Raw genomic sequence first — 16,413 nt, forward strand, 5'->3', positions numbered from 1 at the left:
TTCACACCAAAATATTATCTCATCTGTTTCGGTTGTATGGCGATACACATACCGGCGGCGATCGTTGACCCCATATCACGGACGGCAAATCTGCCCAACTGCGGGAGTTCCTTGACATTCTCAATGACCATCGGTTTTGTCGGTTTTACCTGAACGATAGCTGCATCACCGGTCTTTAAGAATGTGGGGTTCTCCTCCTTGGTCTGGCCAGAACGCGGGTCGAGTTTCTTCTTGAGCTCGATAAATGTGCATGCGGTCTGAGTGGTGTGGCAGTGGAAGACCGGTGTATAACCGACAGTGATTGCGCTGGGGTGCTGGAGCACGACGACCTGTGCAGTGAATTCATCTGCTACGGTCGGGGGTTGCTCGGCAGGACCGCAGACATCGCCGCGGCGAATGTCACCCTTTGCAATACCACGAACGTTAAAACCAACATTGTCACCGGGTACTGCCTGCGGGATCTCTTCATGGTGCATCTCGATGGACTTGATTTCTCCATCTTTGTTTGCCGGCATGAAGGAGACCTTCATGCCTTTCTTCATGATACCGGTTTCGACACGGCCGACTGGTACCGTTCCGATACCGCTGATGCTGTAGACATCCTGAATTGGCAGGCGGAGAGGTTTGTCGGTTGGTTTTGATGGCTCTTTGAAGGTATCCAGAGCCGTGATCAGCGCAGGTCCTTTGTACCACGGGGTTTCAGGGCTGTTTATCTTGATGTTGACACCCTGAAGCGAGCTGATCGGAATAAAAAGAGTCTCTTCAGGCTTGTATCCAACCATCTTGATGAGATCCGAGAGGTCCTTTTTAACTTCGTTGAACCGCTTCTCATCGTATTTCACTGCATCCATCTTGTTGATGGCAATAATGATCTGGGTAATTCCAAGGGTACGCGCAAGGAATACATGTTCCTTGGTTTGTTCCATGACGCCATCAGGGGCCGCCACGACAAGGATCGCAGCATCAGCCTGAGATGCACCGGTGATCATATTCTTGACAAAGTCTCTGTGCCCGGGGCAGTCTACGACCGTGAAGTAGTACTTGGGTGTATCGAACCGCTTGTGTGCGATATCGATGGTTATACCTCTTTCGCGCTCTTCTTTGAGGTTATCCATGACCCATGCAAATTCAAAAGTCGCCTTACCTTTCGATTCAGCCTCCTTTCGGTAGGCCTCAATAATGTGTGCAGGTACTGCACCTGTCTCGAACATCATCCGTCCAACGGTGGTTGACTTTCCGTGGTCGATGTGTCCGATAACAGCCAGATTCATATGGGGCTTATCAGCTGCCATTAAACATTCCTCCCATGTTGTGATTATCCGCATACCGTCTGTCTATGCGAGTATTACATATATGAGACGCATCTATATAAAGTATTTCGATTCCATACACCTTTTTCAGGTGAGAATTCATATCGATATTCTCATATCGTTTGTGTGATTATTCTCAGGGAGATGAAGACACTACCGTTCCAACGCGACACCGCAAAAAACCGGGTCACTGTTGCATGTGCTGCGGGCAGCGTATCCGTATATAGTACCTGCGCGTACTGCAGGCATTGCCAGGGAGTCCGGGTGGGGGATCGTCTGGCCCCTTCCCCCCAGGTAAAAGCGCTCAGCGATTTGCGTCATCTTGGTGTCGGTGATGAAACGCTCATGAATGCTGCACTGATGTTCAACACGCTGGTCCGGGACGGTTCTGCAATAGAATGTGATGATGATAACAATCAGGGATTTCAAAAGTTGTACTGAATCACCAATTGAACCCAAAAGCAGGTGGATTTTTTTAACTTCGGACAATCCTTGTGACAGCAGGTCTTCAAATCGAATCTCCCTTCATTCCCGCCATTCTTTAGAAAGCAGGTAACTATCTCTTTCATGGTTCAATTTGCATAGTATTGTCAAATGCTCTTCAAACGATATTTTTTCAAGGATTGTCGAACCGATGCAATAGGAATTTGCTGCGCCTGTTTCCCCGGAAAGGGGGGGTGTTCAGGCCAATGCCAGCGCAACAATCACGAGTGCCCGGGTGATCTCGTTTGCCGCCCCGACCACATCACCATTGACCCCCCCGAACAATCGTTTGGACAGGGTAAGAAGTGCGAGCGGGCAGAGGATCATGACGATGGCAGCGACCGTGAGGCGAAAGAGGGATACCGGGAGGAGAACAAGGGGGATACACAACAGAAGCGAAAGGAAGGGAAAATAGGGCTTTGCAAACCGGTGGATGTAACTGTGCATCCCTTCTTTGAAGGGTGTTCCGTATGCTGTAAGGAAAGCCATGGAAAATTTTGCAGAAACTTCTCCGATGATAAGGGCTGATATAAGGGATGCGGTTGCATGGAGGCCGGCAAAGAGCAGGAGGGTCACGACCAGTCCCGCAGCTATGCCCCCGGCACCGACATACCGGTCCGTGAGGGCTCGTACTCGTTTCTCCCTGTTGCCCTGTGCCATCAGGCCATCGCCAAGGTCGAGCAGGCCGTCGAAATGGTGGGCACCGGACAAAAAGATTACCCCGGCGACAGCAACGGCCGCAGCAAGGGTCGTATCTGCAATAAAAAATACCGGCACGGCAACCAGCAGGGCTATCACATATCCTGCAGCAGGAAAAATCCAGGAATGCCGTGCAAAAAGATCAAAATCCTGGGATTTTCCTAAGGGGAGAATAGTGGTGAACTGTAAAAGTGACAGGACGGGCCTCATACGCATTCACTGTACAGGCGGGAGGTGCATCCTGCGATCAGACCCGCCACGGCATCGTCGAGGAAGGGCCCGAGCGTTGCAAGGATGCCGGGTTTTTTCTGGTCGTACCGGGTAAACTCGAACCGCGCATAGGTCCCGCCAATACATTCGGCGATGGCCATGCCGATGATCTCATCGCTCAGTAAAAAAACCGGGTCATCAGCGATCTCGGAGTCTTTCCGGTTCTCGTAGAGCTCTTCTTCAAGCAGCACGGCGCCAAGAAGCAGGGAGGCAACGTTGGGATCCGCGAGGTATTTCTGCATCTTTCCTCTGATATTTTCAGCCGCCTGTTCGTCCGGCATCCCATGAGAGATATAGAGCCCCATGGCCGCATCCACCATGGCGTCAAAGGTGATCCCCCTTTTTTCCAGCCGGGCTTCGATCTCAAACATTTCAGACATATACTGGGGGACGCTCCTATTAGAGGGTTATGAAACGACAAGGCGATATCTTCAAACCTGATGGACAAAAGATGATTCTATCCTGAGTACTCATGCCGTTTCTTTCTGGTGCACCCCTCATATCCGGCAAAAAACCCGCCTTTTGTGTCATCCTTGGTAATACCCTGATTTCCGTCATTCCAGGTATCTCCGGTGCTGGCCCGACCCCGGAAAAAACTCTTCTTACTCCCAATCTTGACGCTGAACTAATCATGAATGGTAGGATTACCAGTCTGCCCATTAAACCCAACACCCCAACCGGGTGCCCCACGCCAGCTTCCATTACGCGGGCGATGATGGAACTGACTGGTGTCCCCCCGCTTTTTATCAATGCCGGGTTGAAATTTCCTCTGACTGTTCCGTACATCGATGCGCTGGGTGGGGTAGGAGAGGATCCGCGGAATGGCGATGCCGTCCCTCTGGCAAAGGAACTTTTTCTCCGTGGACAAGAGATTGGAAAATTCCTTTCATGGTCGAGCGATCTGCTTGTACTGGGTGAATGTGTACCGGGGGGGACAACGACAGCACTCTGCGTTCTCCGTGCTCTTGGGTATCCCGCCACGGTCAGCAGCAGTTTTGCCCGGAATCCGGTAAACCAGAAAGAGGCGATCTGTAATCAAGTCCTGGCAGGAATTGTTGCCGATAATATAAAGGATCCACTCGAAATAGTCAAACGCGCCGGGGATCCAATGATCCCTGTAGCGGCGGGTATTGCCCATTCCTACAGAGGTACGCTGGTGCTTGCAGGAGGGACTCAGATGCTTGCGGTATGCAGTGTGATCAAGGCAATGAACGGTCACGTCCCTGTGGTCGCAACGACTTCATATGTCCGCGATGACCATACCGCCAATATGCAGGAACTGGCAGCAATGATGGATATTTGCATATATTATATCGATCCGGGGTTCGATGAGATTGGGCATGATGGCCTTGCCCGGTACTGCATCGGAGAGGTCAAGGAAGGTTCGGGAGCCGGAGGGGCGATGTTCATGGCCTGCGCAATGGGTTTTTCACCGGATCAGATTCAAAAAAAGATCTTTGACACGATTAAAGGGTATAGCTGATCAGGCTTAATATTCCATTTATCATAGATATAATGGAACTATGCTCCCCATCTGCGTGGTCAATAATTATGGACAGTTCAACCATCTGATACATCGTACCCTGAGAGATCTGGATATCGATATCGTGCTGATACCAAACACAACCCCTACGGCGGAAGTCGCGTCCACGTACCGTGGGATTATTCTGGGCGGAGGTCCGACAATCGAGCGTGCTGGAAAGTGTTTTGAATATCTGGATCTGGGACTTCCAGTCCTTGGGATCTGTCTGGGTCTTCATATTATAGCAAAAAAATTTGGTGGTGATGTTCATCCGGGAAAATCTGGGGGATATGGGTCGATAGAAGTCAGTATCTGTGACCATGACGACATCCTTACAGGATATCCTGAAAAAATTCCGGTCTGGGCATCACACGCGGATGAAGTCTGCAGGGTGCCACAGGATTTTACACTGCTCGCCAGCTCCCGTATATGCGAAGTAGAGGCTATTGCGTGCCCACAAAAAAAGATTTATGGTCTTCAGTGGCATCCTGAAGTCAGCCATACGCTGGACGGGAAGATGGTTTATGAGAATTTTAATGCAATCTGTAAAGAATGAGGTTACCGAAAAAGGCTACCGAAAAAAGATTTTTTGTGATGAACAATTTCTCCACATCTGATGGAAGCGCAGATGGGGACGTCAAAGTTTAGGTAAATCGCGCTTTGGCTCAGGAATATATGAATACAGTTCCCTTTATGGAATGAAATTTTGAAACGTCACGTTTTTTAAGACAAAAGCAGATTGGAAGATTATGTTAACCAAAGCAAACAGGCTGTGTTTGATTCTCATTTTGTGTTTGTGTGTATTTGTTATCCCGGCAATGGCGGGGGCATATACTACCATTCCGCAAGGTAGTACCGTGTTTATTGGTGAGCAGGGTCTCGACGTTAGTGCAGCCGTAGGGAGTGATCCCGCCATAGGCTGGTGGGCGTCAGGTGCAGCAATTGCCACGAGTTCTCCCGATGACCAGATACAGGTTCCAACACCTTCGAATTTTTATATATCTTCGTCAGCATTCGGTCCGTACACCGGCACGTGGTACCGGCTCACGTCACAGGGGAAACCGGATGGCGTTGCTTTCATTGTTGCTGATCCCTCACTGGATATCAGGGTAGTGGATACGACGATCAATCTTGATGTAACGAACAAATGGGTGCCCCGGGGCGATCAGGTTGCATTCAGGATCGATACCAACCTGAACCAGATATTCTCGAGATCGACGAGCGGATCGCCATCTGAAGGTATTACTATATATGTTCAATCTCCGGCTGGAGGAACATACTCCGCTCTTCTCGATAGTTCAGGAACTCCTCATGCTCTTGAAAACATCCCCGTTACAGTATCAACCTACCAAACACCCTGGAGCTGGGATACCGGCAATTCCCAGTACTCCGCCGGTACTTATTCTATCTGGGCGAAATGCGATGTGAACAGTATGTATGATAATTATGGAGTAACCGGTAAAACGATAAGTCAGCAAACCAGTCTCCTCGATCAGGAACAGAATCCATTAATCTCGGTGAATGTCCCCACTACGAACCCGACATCTCAGGCCATCACCACGTCAACAACAATACAACCGGTTATACCTACGACCGTGATCACGACAATTCCCCCTTCACTTCAGACAACGCCTCATGGTACTCAAAACTCCTCTGTTGCAGCAACAACTTTACCAGTGCCTAATGGTTCAGTCTCACTCGCACCCCTCGAAACAATCCCTACGCAATCCGGGGGATTTGGCACACTTCTGACACTTGTTTCTGTTTGTGCCATTGCCGCGGTTATTCTGATAAAACGGCATTGACCTGTTTTTTACAGTGTCCATAATCTTTTTATCCGCCATTTCTCCATAACCGTTGTATGAATGTTGTAACCGCGGTAATCAAAGGCCGGCACAGCGTGCGAAAATTTAAATCAGATCCGGTTGATGAAACCGTCATCCACGATGCAATCAAGTGTGCGGTTCATGCACCAACTGCTATGAACCTCCAACCCTGGCTCATTGGCGTTATACGGTCAAAAGAACTGCTCGATAAAATTGCAGATTTTACCGATCACGGAAAATTCATTAAGGACGCACCTGTCTGTTTTGCTGTTTTTGGAGAGCGCAATGCGAAATATTATCTGGAAGACTGCTGCGCTGCAACCGAGAATCTGATCCTCGGGCTGCAGGCTTATGGTGTGGGCTCCTGCTGGGTGGCCGGGGAGAAAAAAGAGTACGCGGAGGCAGTTCGAAAACTCCTGAATGTATCTGAGAAATACACTCTTGTCGCGTTGGTTCCTGCAGGGTTGCCTCAGGACATCTCTCTTGCCTCAAAGAAAGATGTAAAAAAAATGGTATTTTTCAATACATGCGATCAAGGCCAACTTTAACGATATCATATTACTCTCCCCTCGTTTTTTATTTATTCTCTCTGAAGATCGCATAGGTATTCTTCGTCTCGCAATCCTTAAGCATCCCCCGCATCCCATCTCTAGTTATGAAAAAGGCGATCCTGCAGGTTGCACTTGATCTTCTTGAGCTTAAACGGGCTGTGCAAATCGCTAAAGAGGCGATCTCCGGAGGAGCGGACTGGATTGAAGCCGGCACTCCGTTGATCAAAAGCGAGGGGATGCAGGCTATCCGTGCATTACGTGAACAGTTCCCGAATACTGTTCTCGTGGCAGACATGAAGATCGCAGATACCGGCTCCATGGAAGTCGAGATGGCAGCAAAAGCCGGGGCCAATATCATCTGCATTCTTGCTGATGCGGATGATGCGGTTATTGCAGAAGCTGTGCGGTCCAGCCGGTTATACGGGACTAAACTGATGGCGGATCTGATCAATGTTCCTGATCCCGTTTCCCGTGCCCGCGCACTTGAAGCTATCGGTGTCGATATCATTGCCGCTCATGTGGGGATCGATCAGCAGATGATTGGTAAAGACTCTCTTGAACTCCTCAAAACGCTTCAGGGAGAAATTCATATTCCTGTCGCTGTTGCAGGTGGTCTCAATGCTGCGACTGCCTGTGACGCTGTGCATCATGGGGCGGATATTGTGATAATCGGGGGATGGATAGTTCGTTCAGCAGATATAACCGGATCAACAGAACTAATCCGTCATTCAATGGATTCCTCCTCATTGAAGGCACCCGAAAAAAAAGGATTGGATGAAGAGATACAATCTCTTCTGATGCAGGTATCCACTCCTAATATCAGCGATGCGATGCACAGGAAGGGTGCACTTCCAGGACTGGTGTCTCTCTGTGGCGATGTAAAAATGGCGGGAAAGGCTGTAACGGTCCATACGATTGCCGGTGACTGGGCGAAACCGGTGGAAGCAATTGAGATTGCGGAGTGCGGCACTGTTCTTGTAATCAATAACGATGCCTGTGTCAATGTTGCACCTTGGGGAGAACTTGCAACATTAAGCTGCCTGAAAAAAGGTATCGCCGGTGTCGTAATCGATGGGGCGGTGCGTGATATTGATGATATCCGCGCGATGAAGTTTCCCCTCTTTGCGCGGGCCATTGTGCCTAATGCCGGGGAGCCTAAAGGCTTTGGTGAGATCAACGCAGAAATCCAGTGTTGCGGGCAGTACATTCATCCGGGAGACTGGATTGTTGGCGATGAGAGTGGTGTTGTGGTAATTCCCCGCGAACGGGCTTATGAAATTGCCCGCAGGGCGCTCGAAGTCAAAAAGACCGAAGCCAGAATCCGCGAAGAGATCCGCCGGGGCAGTACCCTATCCGCAGTCTCGGAATTGATCAAATGGGAAAAAAAGTGAGAAAGGATCCTAATGAAAGACTGAGTGTTCCAGCAGTGTCGCACCCGATGACAGAATTTTCTCTATTGCGATATCTACATGATCAACCCGCAGAATAAGTACAGCGCCTTTTTTCCCCGAATATGCATAGGAATATTCGATATTGATATTTGCATCCCCCAGAACCTTTGCAATCTCAAAAAGTCCTCCAGGATGGTCTTTCATCTGCACAGCGATCACATCGGTGAAGGCAACGTTGAAACCAAGAGATGACAATTTTTCATATGCTTTTTCCGGGTAATCCACCAGTGCCCGGATAACACCAAACCCGTTTGCTTCGGCAATGCTGAATGCAAGGATATTGATATTCTCTTCACCTAGTGCATGTGCAACCGAGGCCAGCCTGCCCGGTCGGTTTTCTGAGAAAATCGAGATCTGTTTAATGACATACTTTTTTGTATCCATGTTATAACGACCTCTTATCAATAACTTTCTTGGATTTACCTTCAAATCGTGGTAATGATCCCGGCTCCACAATCTCGACGTCTACGGCAACATTCAATGCATTTCTGAGCCGGTGTTCTACGTTCTTTCGGATCTGCATCAGGTCTGTAATCTTGTCACTGAATGATTCCTTGGTCAACTCGACCCTTACGAGCATGTCATCCAGCGCTCCGGTTCTTTCGACGACAATCTGAAAATGTTGGCCAACTTGGGGAATTGACATCAGGGTATACTCGACCTGTGATGGGAAGACATTGATGCCCCTGATGATCAACATATCATCGACCCTTCCCTGAATCCGCGTAACTCGGGGGTGAGTCCTGCCACATGGGCAGATATCTTCCTCGATCGATGAGATATCTCCAATGCGGTAACGGATCATCGGGAGTGCTTCTTTCTGGAGCATAGTGAGGGTAAGTTCTCCTTTCTCACCGGGTTCGAGTTGTTCTCCGGTCTTTGTATCAATTACCTCCACTAGAGCAATATCTGACCAGATATGGAACCCGTTTTGTTCCCCGCATTCGGTAAACATCGGGCCTGAAAGTTCGCTCGTTCCATAGATATCGAACGCCTTTATCCCCAGCCAGTTTTCCATTCTCGTGCGCATTCCCTCGGTCCAAGGTTCTGCTCCGAGGATTCCCGCTTTGAGCCGCGTATCTTTTTTGATGTCAACACCCATCTTTTCCGCAACCTCACCGATATGGAGCAGGTACGATGGGGTACAGGCAATGGCTGTTACCTCAAGATCCTGCATCAATTCAATCTGGCGTTCGGTATTCCCGACACTTGTCGGGAGAACGGTTGCACCAATACGCTCTGCACCGTAGTGCATGCCAAGGCCACCGGTAAATAAGCCATACCCGTAACTGACCTGAATGACATCCCCCCTTCCCAACCCGATTGCGGTGAGTCCTCGGGCAAGCGAATTACTCCACGTGTCGATATCCTTCTGGGTGTATCCAACTACCGTAGGTTTTCCTGTTGTCCCGGAGGAGACATGATACCGGACGAGTTCTTCCTGAGTAGCTGTAAAGATCGTGTTGGGGTAATTATCCCGAAGATCCTGTTTGTACATAAACGGGAGTTTTTGGACATCTGATAACTCCCTGATATCATCCGGATGGACTTTTTGTTCTTTCATCCGGTTGTGATAAAAAGGTGAGAAACTATAGAGACGACATATGAGGCTTTTTAATAATTTATACTGCATCTTCCGGAGATCCGCTTTTGGCAGCTCTTCAATCCTCGGATCCCAGAACTGCATCAGATGCCCCCCCGTCGATCGATAACTCGTTTGGCTTTCCCTTCGAATCTGGGCAGCGAACCTGGTTCGACAAGTTTTACTGTTGTCCGCAACTCAAGGGTGTCATGCAGTTCTTTCACAACTTTTTTCTGGATTCTTGCGAGATCTGCAAGCTCACCGCTGAAATGGCTCCTGTTAACTTCAACTTCCACGGTCATCTCATCCAGATGATTGATTCTGTCAATATACACTATAAACTGATTGCCTACTTCCGGAATCCTGAGGAGCACATGTTCTATCTGGGAAGGGAATACATTAATACCACGGATAATCAGCATATCGTCGCTCCTTCCGGTAATCCGTGCAATTTTTTTATATCTGCCACAGATGCATCCATCTTCCATGAGGTAAGTGACATCACCTGTCCGGTAACGTAGGAGTGGCATAGCTTCCTTAACAAGTGGTGTTACGACCAGTTCCCCCCGTTCACCATCGGAAAGTCGTTCTCCGGTTTTCGGATTAATAATTTCGACAAGGTAACTATCGTGCCAGATGTGGAGCCCATCGCGTTCTGGACATTCGAATGCGACACCAGGACCGAAAAGCTCACTCAAACCGTAAGAATCGTAAGCCGTGAGCCCAAGGCGTTTTTCAAGAGTATTTCTCATGGTATCTGACCAGGGTTCAGCACCAAAAATGCCCGTCTTCAGACTGTCGAGGGTTTCACCCATCTCTTCGGCGACTTCTGAAAGGTGCATTGCATAACTTGGTGTACAGTGGATAGCAGTGACTTTGAAGTCGCGGATCATTTCGATCTGGCGTCGCGTATTTCCTGTCGCACTCGGAATCACCGTCATACCGATCATTTCTGCGCCATAATGGAATCCCAACCCCCCGGTAAACATTCCGTAATTGACCATATTCTGGAAAACATCATCTTTTCCGATCCCAATCATTGTCATATTACGGGCAATAAGACGAGCCCATGTATCCAAGTCCTGACGGGTATAGCCTACAACGGTCGGTTTTCCGGTGGTCCCCGATGTTGTGTGTATTCGTACAATTTTTCTCATCGGAACTGCAAAAAACCCGAAAGGATAGCCATCACGGAGATCCTGTTTTCTCGTAAAGGGAACTTTTTGAAGATCCTCGAGGGTTTTAATATCGGATGTCGCTATTCCGGCATTGACAAACTGTTTCCGGTAAAATTCGACACTTTGTACCGATCGGAGAGTTTTTTTCAGACGTTTCAGCTGAAGAACTTGAAGATCAGCAGGTTTCAGTGTTTCCATTTTTTTGTCCCAGAACATCTGCATCATCTGTTATGCTATTGCATGACATTGTATGAATGACATCTTTTATCGTTTATATCTCATCGTTTCTGTTGAGAATTTTTAAAAATCCGTTTTTAGGTACCGAATGTACAATGTATTTTTAGAAAACAGTTCGATCTATAACTGAAAACGATGCTTTAATCAAGGTGAAAATGGCACTAACTAGATTAATCAAGCGTTTTCATGTGGGCTTTTATGTCACGAACGATTCCGTGGTTGGCAGTATATGGCTTCGGTGCCCATATCAAGTCCACACAAAAAAATTTGATTATTCTCAATAAAGGAAGTATTGAGGAATACCCTCTTGATGAAGTACAGAATCTTCTCGTTGTTGGAGGGCATACTTTGAACTCGACAACGATTTTTCATCTGCTGAAAAATGGTTCATATATCTCATTCTTTGAACCTGACGGTAATCCCGTTGGGATCATCCGACCCTTTGGAAATTGTGACGATAAAAAAATCCATAATCTCCAGCAGGATTTGCCCCGTCATCGGTACGCCACTTTAATTGCACAGGCCTCCCTCCGGTCTCGTCTCATAGCGATTGAACGACTTCAGGATCACCGGGAATCGGATCTTCTCTATGAAGGGGAACTGCAGATTCTGCACAAAGCCCTCAATGAACTTGAGTATCTGGTAAAACTGGATGAAGTCCGCCGGTTATCAAATCTGACCACTGATATGTATTATGAAATACTTTCACGTGTGATTCCGGAATGTTTTAATTTCAGGAGGCGCACCGTGCGTCCACAGTGCGATCCGATTAATGCCATGCTCTCTTTCGGCTATGCGATGCTTTATGGAAATTGCAGCGTATCCGTAATCGGTGCACGGCTAAACCCTGATCTCGGTTTCTTGCACGAAGGGTCTGGTGCACTTGTACAGGATCTTATCGGACCGTTTAAGGCAGAAATGATTGATCCCATTGTGTGCAGCCTGGCTCAAAACTCTCTCAAATGCAGTGACTTTGAGCTGACTCCCTCACGATGCATGCTTTCAGATGCATTAGTAAAACATTTAATCTCCGCTTTCAGAAAGTCGATCGATAATCAAAAAATCGATGGTCAAACAAATAATTTTTTAAAAACAATTCAAAAAATTGAAGATTTTAAAGTGATGTACTAATTCGTCCATCATTTTTAATTACAGAGAACTCATCATAGGTCCGTATCATTATATCCTTGGTTTTTATACCCCTTATAATCGCCCGGGGACAACCATAGAGCATCGAAATGAATTTTTCAAGTATTATCGGATCAGCAGTTGCAAAAATCTGCACTTTTCCATCAGAAAGATTTATAATTGTCCCGGTCACTTTTAAATCCATTGCGATCTTTCTTGCACAAGCACGAAATCCAACTTTCTGTACTCTTCCTGTGATAACGATCTCAAGGGTTTTCACTCTTGCATCTCCCCTTGCATTATTCTGATTACCAATCCCAGTTCATTAAAGACAACATCCCGAAGGAGGGATTGTCGGATATTTGTTGCTGCGTCTATCGCATCATCGAGAATATCTTGCGCAATACTCTCGTATCCTGCAATATACATCTTCATTGCCATATCGCACCGCACATATGCCCTTTTTGAAAGAGGTCGAATAATCCCTGATTCTTTTATTGCATCGTTTAACATTCGTTTTGCAGATTTCGGATCCCCCTTGTTCCGGAAAAGAATGGAAAGCCTGCAGAATAAAAGTGCCATTTTTCCTCGATCGGTAATGGATCGTACCATCCGTTCAAGCGTTGCAATCTGACCCGGCTGGGGGCCTTCATCCATAATCCTCCTTGAGAATACCGTGATTTTTGTATATAGTGTAATTTTTTCTGGAGCATCATTATACCCTATCTGAGAAAGACGATATTGACGCAAGTCATCATCTTCGATTAAAGTGAGAATTTCGGCTGATTTTTTTAGATACTGTGATTTATCCCGTGTTCGGGAGAGATTAAATAGGAACCTTGCGATTTCATCACGAATAGAATCGGCAATGTGCTGAATATTTATAAGTTTTGACAACTTTTCTGCTTTATTTAACAGGAGAAGGGGCATATCATCATCACTGTTCTGTAATGCCAGCGGTACCACCCCTAAAATGAGTAGCACCTGATCGTAAGGAGAATCAATTTGTTCAATTGCTTCTGAAATGTGACGTATGGTGTTTTTGCTTTTTTCTTTGTCTTCGCTGACGATGGGATATGCGGAAATAAGAGCTTTAACATACTCTATGGGATCGGATATTTTTGCAATAACCTCTAATACAAGATTTATTCGCTTTTCATCCGGCAGGATGTTTTTCATACTGACAATGGCAAATATAAGCTGGCGGCATGCAACAATATTTTTGTCGGACTCTATGCTTTGTAGTTTCTTGAGCCCCTCATCAAGACAGAGTTTTGCTTTTTCCGGATCGATACGGCGATATCCGATTGCTAAGTCTGCCATGACTAGTACCTTCTGGTACTCTTCGGGAAGTTTTGGAACCGCCGAAAAAACCTCATCTAGTATTCTATGGGAATGTTCCCCCTCATTTATCCAAATCGCTGAATCTGCAAGCACGCATAATCTTTTGAGTCGTACAAACGGATCACGTGTCATATCAAGAAGGTGATGTACCAGATCAATAATTTCCGGCGCTGACTGCGCCTGATAGTGTTTCTGGAGGATATATGCCAGTACTTCATATGGATCCGCTGAGTCCGGATGAATGATATTTTCATTGAGGTTTGCAACGATCCGTGACATCATGGCATTGCGTTCCAAGGAATCTTCTATCTCGATAGAATACAATACTAAGGGGAGAATATAATCAATGCTGGCACTTTTTTTTGAGGAGAAGAGCATAATATCTATCATCCCGGCAATTTTCAGAGAAATCCGGGTTTTTTTAATCTCTGATTTTAACACTTGTAAGCCCTTTTCGAAAGATTTCAAAGGAACATTTTCATTCCACCGGTTCTTCTGTGAGGCGGTATCTTGAATGAGGTCGCACCCAATCCTGACAAAAGACTCCGCAATGCGCTCGCATAACTGCATCCTTAATGAGGGATCTTCAATACCCTGTGCAATCATGTATGCTTCATCAAGGGGTTCCGGAACTTGTTTGTCAGTTGCATATTTTATCACCCCCTCTATGATATTTGTCATTGCATAGGCCACGAGTCTGGGATCCGATAGTGAACTGCCCCATACTCGCATTCGTAAAAGAAGATCAAGATCCCCTTGCGATGTAGCAAGAAGTACAGCATCGTCAATGATGCTGCTTAGCGTTGCAGATCGAGTTGTTTGTCCCTCTATCAGGCAGGTTATTCCTACCGCGTGTTGAAGAAAATCACGGTTCCCGGTCCTAACGCCAATTTCTGCAAGTTTCATGACCACTGTTGATATTGCCTGTTCCCTGATGGCTAGATTCTGAATTGATTTTGCAAGATCCACCAGAATCGAAGAATCCCATGCATCAAGAAATCCCCTGGTTGTCAAGGTTGTGATACAATCAAGGGTGAGGGTGTCGCAATCGGAATACAGTGTCAGAAGCTGCTTTAATGAAGCATAATGTTTTATAATATCCGCAAACGGTACAGCATGACTTATTTGGCGAATTCCCTGACTCATGGCATCAGAAGAAACGATGCGGTCGGCTTTTGAGAGAATCTCCCTAAATTGGAATGATTGCTGATCATGAAATATGCCCTCTTCTATTAATTTTGCTAGGCAATTGGTGTATTGCGGTAAAATTTCTTCTGATTGTGTTATTTTTCCAAAAATTTTTGTAGCATTTTCAAAATCGTCTTGTAATAGCATGATTTGTAAAAATTGGAGATAGAACCCCATGGAATCTTTATTGTCACATGCGTTTTCAATAAATGGTATCAGTTTTATAAGAGAATGAGTGGAATGTGAATGCTGGGCAATGACGATCCCTGCATGAACGATCTCCCTGACCGGATAGTTCTTTTTTGATGACAAGTACTGGAGAAAATTTATTGCATTTAAAAGGTACCAGAAGTCCCCGGATCGCTCTGCTTTTTTTAGAAGATTCTGTATGATAAGATTGCTTGTAAACGGTAATTTCCTGCAGAGAAACTTTAAATTATCATTAATTTGATCTTTGTTTTTTGTATAATCAAGAAATTGTTCAGTAAGAACACTAATCAGATCTCCCCGTATCTCATCCGGTAGAGATTCAAAATTGAGTATAAATATATGGATCTCCAGCACATTCTTTCCAAATGTTGATTTCACTCCTATCTTGATAATATTGGTTAGGCATTCTCTCCTGCGGAGTTTTTGGTGAATCGTTGCTGCAAGCCTTATACTTTCCAGAAAAAAGCCCATATCTTTTTTATGGCGAGCAATGGTGGCAAGTGCCTGCGCTATTTCGGCGTGCAGGACCGCCCGTTTTGATATATCATTAATCTCACCTATACGATCTTGGGCATGGTGCAAAATAGTATTATTATTACCTATAACCGTCCATCTGATAAGTCTGGGGATACATTCGGTAATAGAATCCGATCGATATTTTCTGATGGGAATCTTATCCAATACTGCTAATCCCTGTTCGATATATGTTGGATTTGATTCTGAGATACCCGTCGAGATTAGCTTCCGTGCAATAAAGGAGATTATCTTCGATTGGAAGCTTTTTTTCCCCAATTTTTCCGGGAGATTGAGAAGTCCGTCGAACCATTTTTTCTCTCTTGTTGTTATATACTGTTTTAAAATCAAAGAGCAGAAATCTTCAGCACCCTCTTGGGGGATATTATGAATTGCTAATAATAGTTCCGGTTTATTTTTTCGAATGGCACAATCCACAATAACTGAATTCAGGGTACGTTGCATCAGTGCACGTTCATGTTTTCCTTTAAAATGGGATACCTCGGCAACAATTGTATTAAGCACTTCACAGTTATCAGTGGCAAGCGCCTCTTGTATTCTCTTGTTAATTAATGAAGATAAAATCATTATTATACCAGATTGTTATACTGTACGTAAAGCAGATACGATTGAACAAATTCAATTTAACTCAATTAGTAGATATAATTTTTGTTTTAAAAATTTGTCAAATTTTCGCTTATTTTAAATTTATAAAGAATATTTCATGAAATCTGCAGTTTTAAATGGTTTTTTGGATTTCTTAGCATTCGGTTAAAATCTGAATATTTTTCCAGATTTTTGCTCTGTAGAAATCCTATCCAAAACAGACGGTACCAATGACCGAAAGATCTAAGGTACATTGTCTCCTTACATTCGATTGTGAGTCCAAAAAGCAAGGAGACAACTAAAAGATTAGCGAGC

Annotated in this window: 15 protein-coding genes; 7 read left to right on the forward strand and 8 right to left on the reverse strand. The window is 45.8% G+C overall.

The window, feature by feature from the left end; translation table 11 throughout:
- Positions 1–14: 14 nt before the first annotated feature.
- Entirely contained in the window at positions 15–1,292 is a 1,278-nt protein-coding gene (gene tuf / locus ACLQMU_RS11715) for a translation elongation factor EF-1 subunit alpha (protein WP_422150233.1), read from the reverse strand.
- Positions 1,293–1,454: 162 nt separating this feature from the next.
- On the opposite strand from tuf, the gene ACLQMU_RS11720 reads away from it, so the two are divergent.
- Positions 1,455–1,751 carry a hypothetical protein gene (locus tag ACLQMU_RS11720; RefSeq protein WP_443673713.1) on the forward strand — a complete coding sequence of 99 codons (297 nt, stop codon included), beginning with the start codon at positions 1,455–1,457 and terminating at the stop codon, positions 1,749–1,751.
- Positions 1,752–1,991: 240 nt separating this feature from the next.
- Here ACLQMU_RS11720 and cobS read toward each other — a convergent pair whose 3' ends face one another.
- Positions 1,992–2,702, reverse strand: coding sequence for an adenosylcobinamide-GDP ribazoletransferase (gene cobS, locus ACLQMU_RS11725; RefSeq protein WP_443673714.1), 711 nt, complete (start codon positions 2,700–2,702; stop codon positions 1,992–1,994).
- The gene (locus tag ACLQMU_RS11730) at positions 2,699–3,133 is read right to left on the reverse strand and encodes a phosphatidylglycerophosphatase A (RefSeq protein ID WP_424039529.1); all 435 of its coding nucleotides are present in this window, start codon (positions 3,131–3,133) and stop codon (positions 2,699–2,701) included. The genes cobS and ACLQMU_RS11730 overlap by 4 nt, the downstream gene beginning before the upstream one ends.
- Before the next feature lie 101 nt (positions 3,134–3,234).
- On the opposite strand from ACLQMU_RS11730, the gene cobT reads away from it, so the two are divergent.
- The 5 genes from cobT (at position 3,235) to ACLQMU_RS11755 (ending at position 8,052) form a co-directional block, all read left to right on the forward strand.
- On the forward strand, positions 3,235–4,245 hold the full coding sequence (gene cobT / locus ACLQMU_RS11735) for a nicotinate mononucleotide-dependent phosphoribosyltransferase CobT (RefSeq protein WP_424039526.1): 1,011 nt from the start codon (positions 3,235–3,237) through the stop codon (positions 4,243–4,245).
- 40 nt (positions 4,246–4,285) lie between these two features.
- Entirely contained in the window at positions 4,286–4,840 is a 555-nt protein-coding gene (locus ACLQMU_RS11740) for a GMP synthase subunit A (protein ID WP_424039527.1), read from the forward strand.
- 301 nt (positions 4,841–5,141) lie between these two features.
- Positions 5,142–6,089, forward strand: a complete 948-nt coding sequence (locus ACLQMU_RS11745) for a DUF3821 domain-containing protein (protein ID WP_424040771.1) — start codon at positions 5,142–5,144, stop codon at positions 6,087–6,089.
- Between the two features lie 56 nt (positions 6,090–6,145).
- Complete coding sequence (locus tag ACLQMU_RS11750) at positions 6,146–6,658, forward strand: nitroreductase family protein (protein ID WP_424040772.1); 513 nt, start codon at positions 6,146–6,148, stop codon at positions 6,656–6,658.
- A gap of 107 nt (positions 6,659–6,765) precedes the next feature.
- A complete protein-coding gene (locus ACLQMU_RS11755; RefSeq protein ID WP_424040774.1) occupies positions 6,766–8,052 on the forward strand; it encodes a bifunctional hexulose-6-phosphate synthase/ribonuclease regulator in 1,287 nt (428 codons plus the stop codon).
- Positions 8,053–8,061: 9 nt separating this feature from the next.
- Here ACLQMU_RS11755 and ACLQMU_RS11760 read toward each other — a convergent pair whose 3' ends face one another.
- From ACLQMU_RS11760 to ACLQMU_RS11770, 3 genes are read right to left on the reverse strand one after another with little or no spacing between them, the layout of a single operon-like run.
- Positions 8,062–8,496 (reverse strand): ACT domain-containing protein, encoded by a 435-nt coding sequence (locus tag ACLQMU_RS11760; RefSeq protein WP_424040776.1) that lies wholly within the window; start codon positions 8,494–8,496, stop codon positions 8,062–8,064.
- A 1-nt stretch (position 8,497) separates the two neighbouring features.
- Positions 8,498–9,799 (reverse strand): phenylacetate--CoA ligase family protein, encoded by a 1,302-nt coding sequence (locus tag ACLQMU_RS11765; RefSeq protein ID WP_424040778.1) that lies wholly within the window; start codon positions 9,797–9,799, stop codon positions 8,498–8,500.
- Positions 9,799–11,088, reverse strand: coding sequence for a phenylacetate--CoA ligase family protein (locus ACLQMU_RS11770; RefSeq protein WP_443673718.1), 1,290 nt, complete (start codon positions 11,086–11,088; stop codon positions 9,799–9,801). The genes ACLQMU_RS11765 and ACLQMU_RS11770 overlap by 1 nt, the downstream gene beginning before the upstream one ends.
- Before the next feature lie 219 nt (positions 11,089–11,307).
- On the opposite strand from ACLQMU_RS11770, the gene cas1 reads away from it, so the two are divergent.
- The gene (gene cas1, locus ACLQMU_RS11775) at positions 11,308–12,240 is read left to right on the forward strand and encodes a CRISPR-associated endonuclease Cas1 (RefSeq protein WP_443673715.1); all 933 of its coding nucleotides are present in this window, start codon (positions 11,308–11,310) and stop codon (positions 12,238–12,240) included.
- Here the strand turns inward: cas1 and ACLQMU_RS11780 are convergent.
- Positions 12,224–12,517, reverse strand: coding sequence for an acylphosphatase (locus ACLQMU_RS11780; RefSeq protein WP_443673716.1), 294 nt, complete (start codon positions 12,515–12,517; stop codon positions 12,224–12,226). The two genes, cas1 and ACLQMU_RS11780, sit on opposite strands and share 17 nt — an antisense overlap.
- Positions 12,514–16,080 (reverse strand): hypothetical protein, encoded by a 3,567-nt coding sequence (locus ACLQMU_RS11785; RefSeq protein WP_422149249.1) that lies wholly within the window; start codon positions 16,078–16,080, stop codon positions 12,514–12,516. Before ACLQMU_RS11785 ends, ACLQMU_RS11780 begins: the two co-directional genes overlap by 4 nt.
- Positions 16,081–16,413 lie beyond the last annotated feature (333 nt).

The organism is Methanoregula sp. (genome assembly GCF_052325125.1).
GTDB lineage: Archaea > Halobacteriota > Methanomicrobia > Methanomicrobiales > Methanospirillaceae > Methanoregula.

What these genes read in the sequence shown, in the direction of transcription:
- tuf (WP_422150233.1), bottom strand. Translation starts at nt 1,292, where the DNA reads ATGGCAGCTGATAAGCCCCATATGAATCTGGCTGTTATCGGACACATC.
- ACLQMU_RS11720 (WP_443673713.1), top strand. Translation starts at nt 1,455, where the DNA reads ATGAAGACACTACCGTTCCAACGCGACACCGCAAAAAACCGGGTCACT.
- cobS (WP_443673714.1), bottom strand. Translation starts at nt 2,702, where the DNA reads ATGAGGCCCGTCCTGTCACTTTTACAGTTCACCACTATTCTCCCCTTA.
- ACLQMU_RS11730 (WP_424039529.1), bottom strand. Translation starts at nt 3,133, where the DNA reads ATGTTTGAGATCGAAGCCCGGCTGGAAAAAAGGGGGATCACCTTTGAC.
- cobT (WP_424039526.1), top strand. Translation starts at nt 3,235, where the DNA reads ATGCCGTTTCTTTCTGGTGCACCCCTCATATCCGGCAAAAAACCCGCC.
- ACLQMU_RS11740 (WP_424039527.1), top strand. Translation starts at nt 4,286, where the DNA reads ATGCTCCCCATCTGCGTGGTCAATAATTATGGACAGTTCAACCATCTG.
- ACLQMU_RS11750 (WP_424040772.1), top strand. Translation starts at nt 6,146, where the DNA reads ATGAATGTTGTAACCGCGGTAATCAAAGGCCGGCACAGCGTGCGAAAA.
- ACLQMU_RS11755 (WP_424040774.1), top strand. Translation starts at nt 6,766, where the DNA reads ATGAAAAAGGCGATCCTGCAGGTTGCACTTGATCTTCTTGAGCTTAAA.
- ACLQMU_RS11760 (WP_424040776.1), bottom strand. Translation starts at nt 8,496, where the DNA reads ATGGATACAAAAAAGTATGTCATTAAACAGATCTCGATTTTCTCAGAA.
- ACLQMU_RS11765 (WP_424040778.1), bottom strand. Translation starts at nt 9,799, where the DNA reads ATGCAGTTCTGGGATCCGAGGATTGAAGAGCTGCCAAAAGCGGATCTC.
- ACLQMU_RS11770 (WP_443673718.1), bottom strand. Translation starts at nt 11,088, where the DNA reads ATGTTCTGGGACAAAAAAATGGAAACACTGAAACCTGCTGATCTTCAA.
- cas1 (WP_443673715.1), top strand. Translation starts at nt 11,308, where the DNA reads ATGTCACGAACGATTCCGTGGTTGGCAGTATATGGCTTCGGTGCCCAT.
- ACLQMU_RS11785 (WP_422149249.1), bottom strand. Translation starts at nt 16,080, where the DNA reads ATGATTTTATCTTCATTAATTAACAAGAGAATACAAGAGGCGCTTGCC.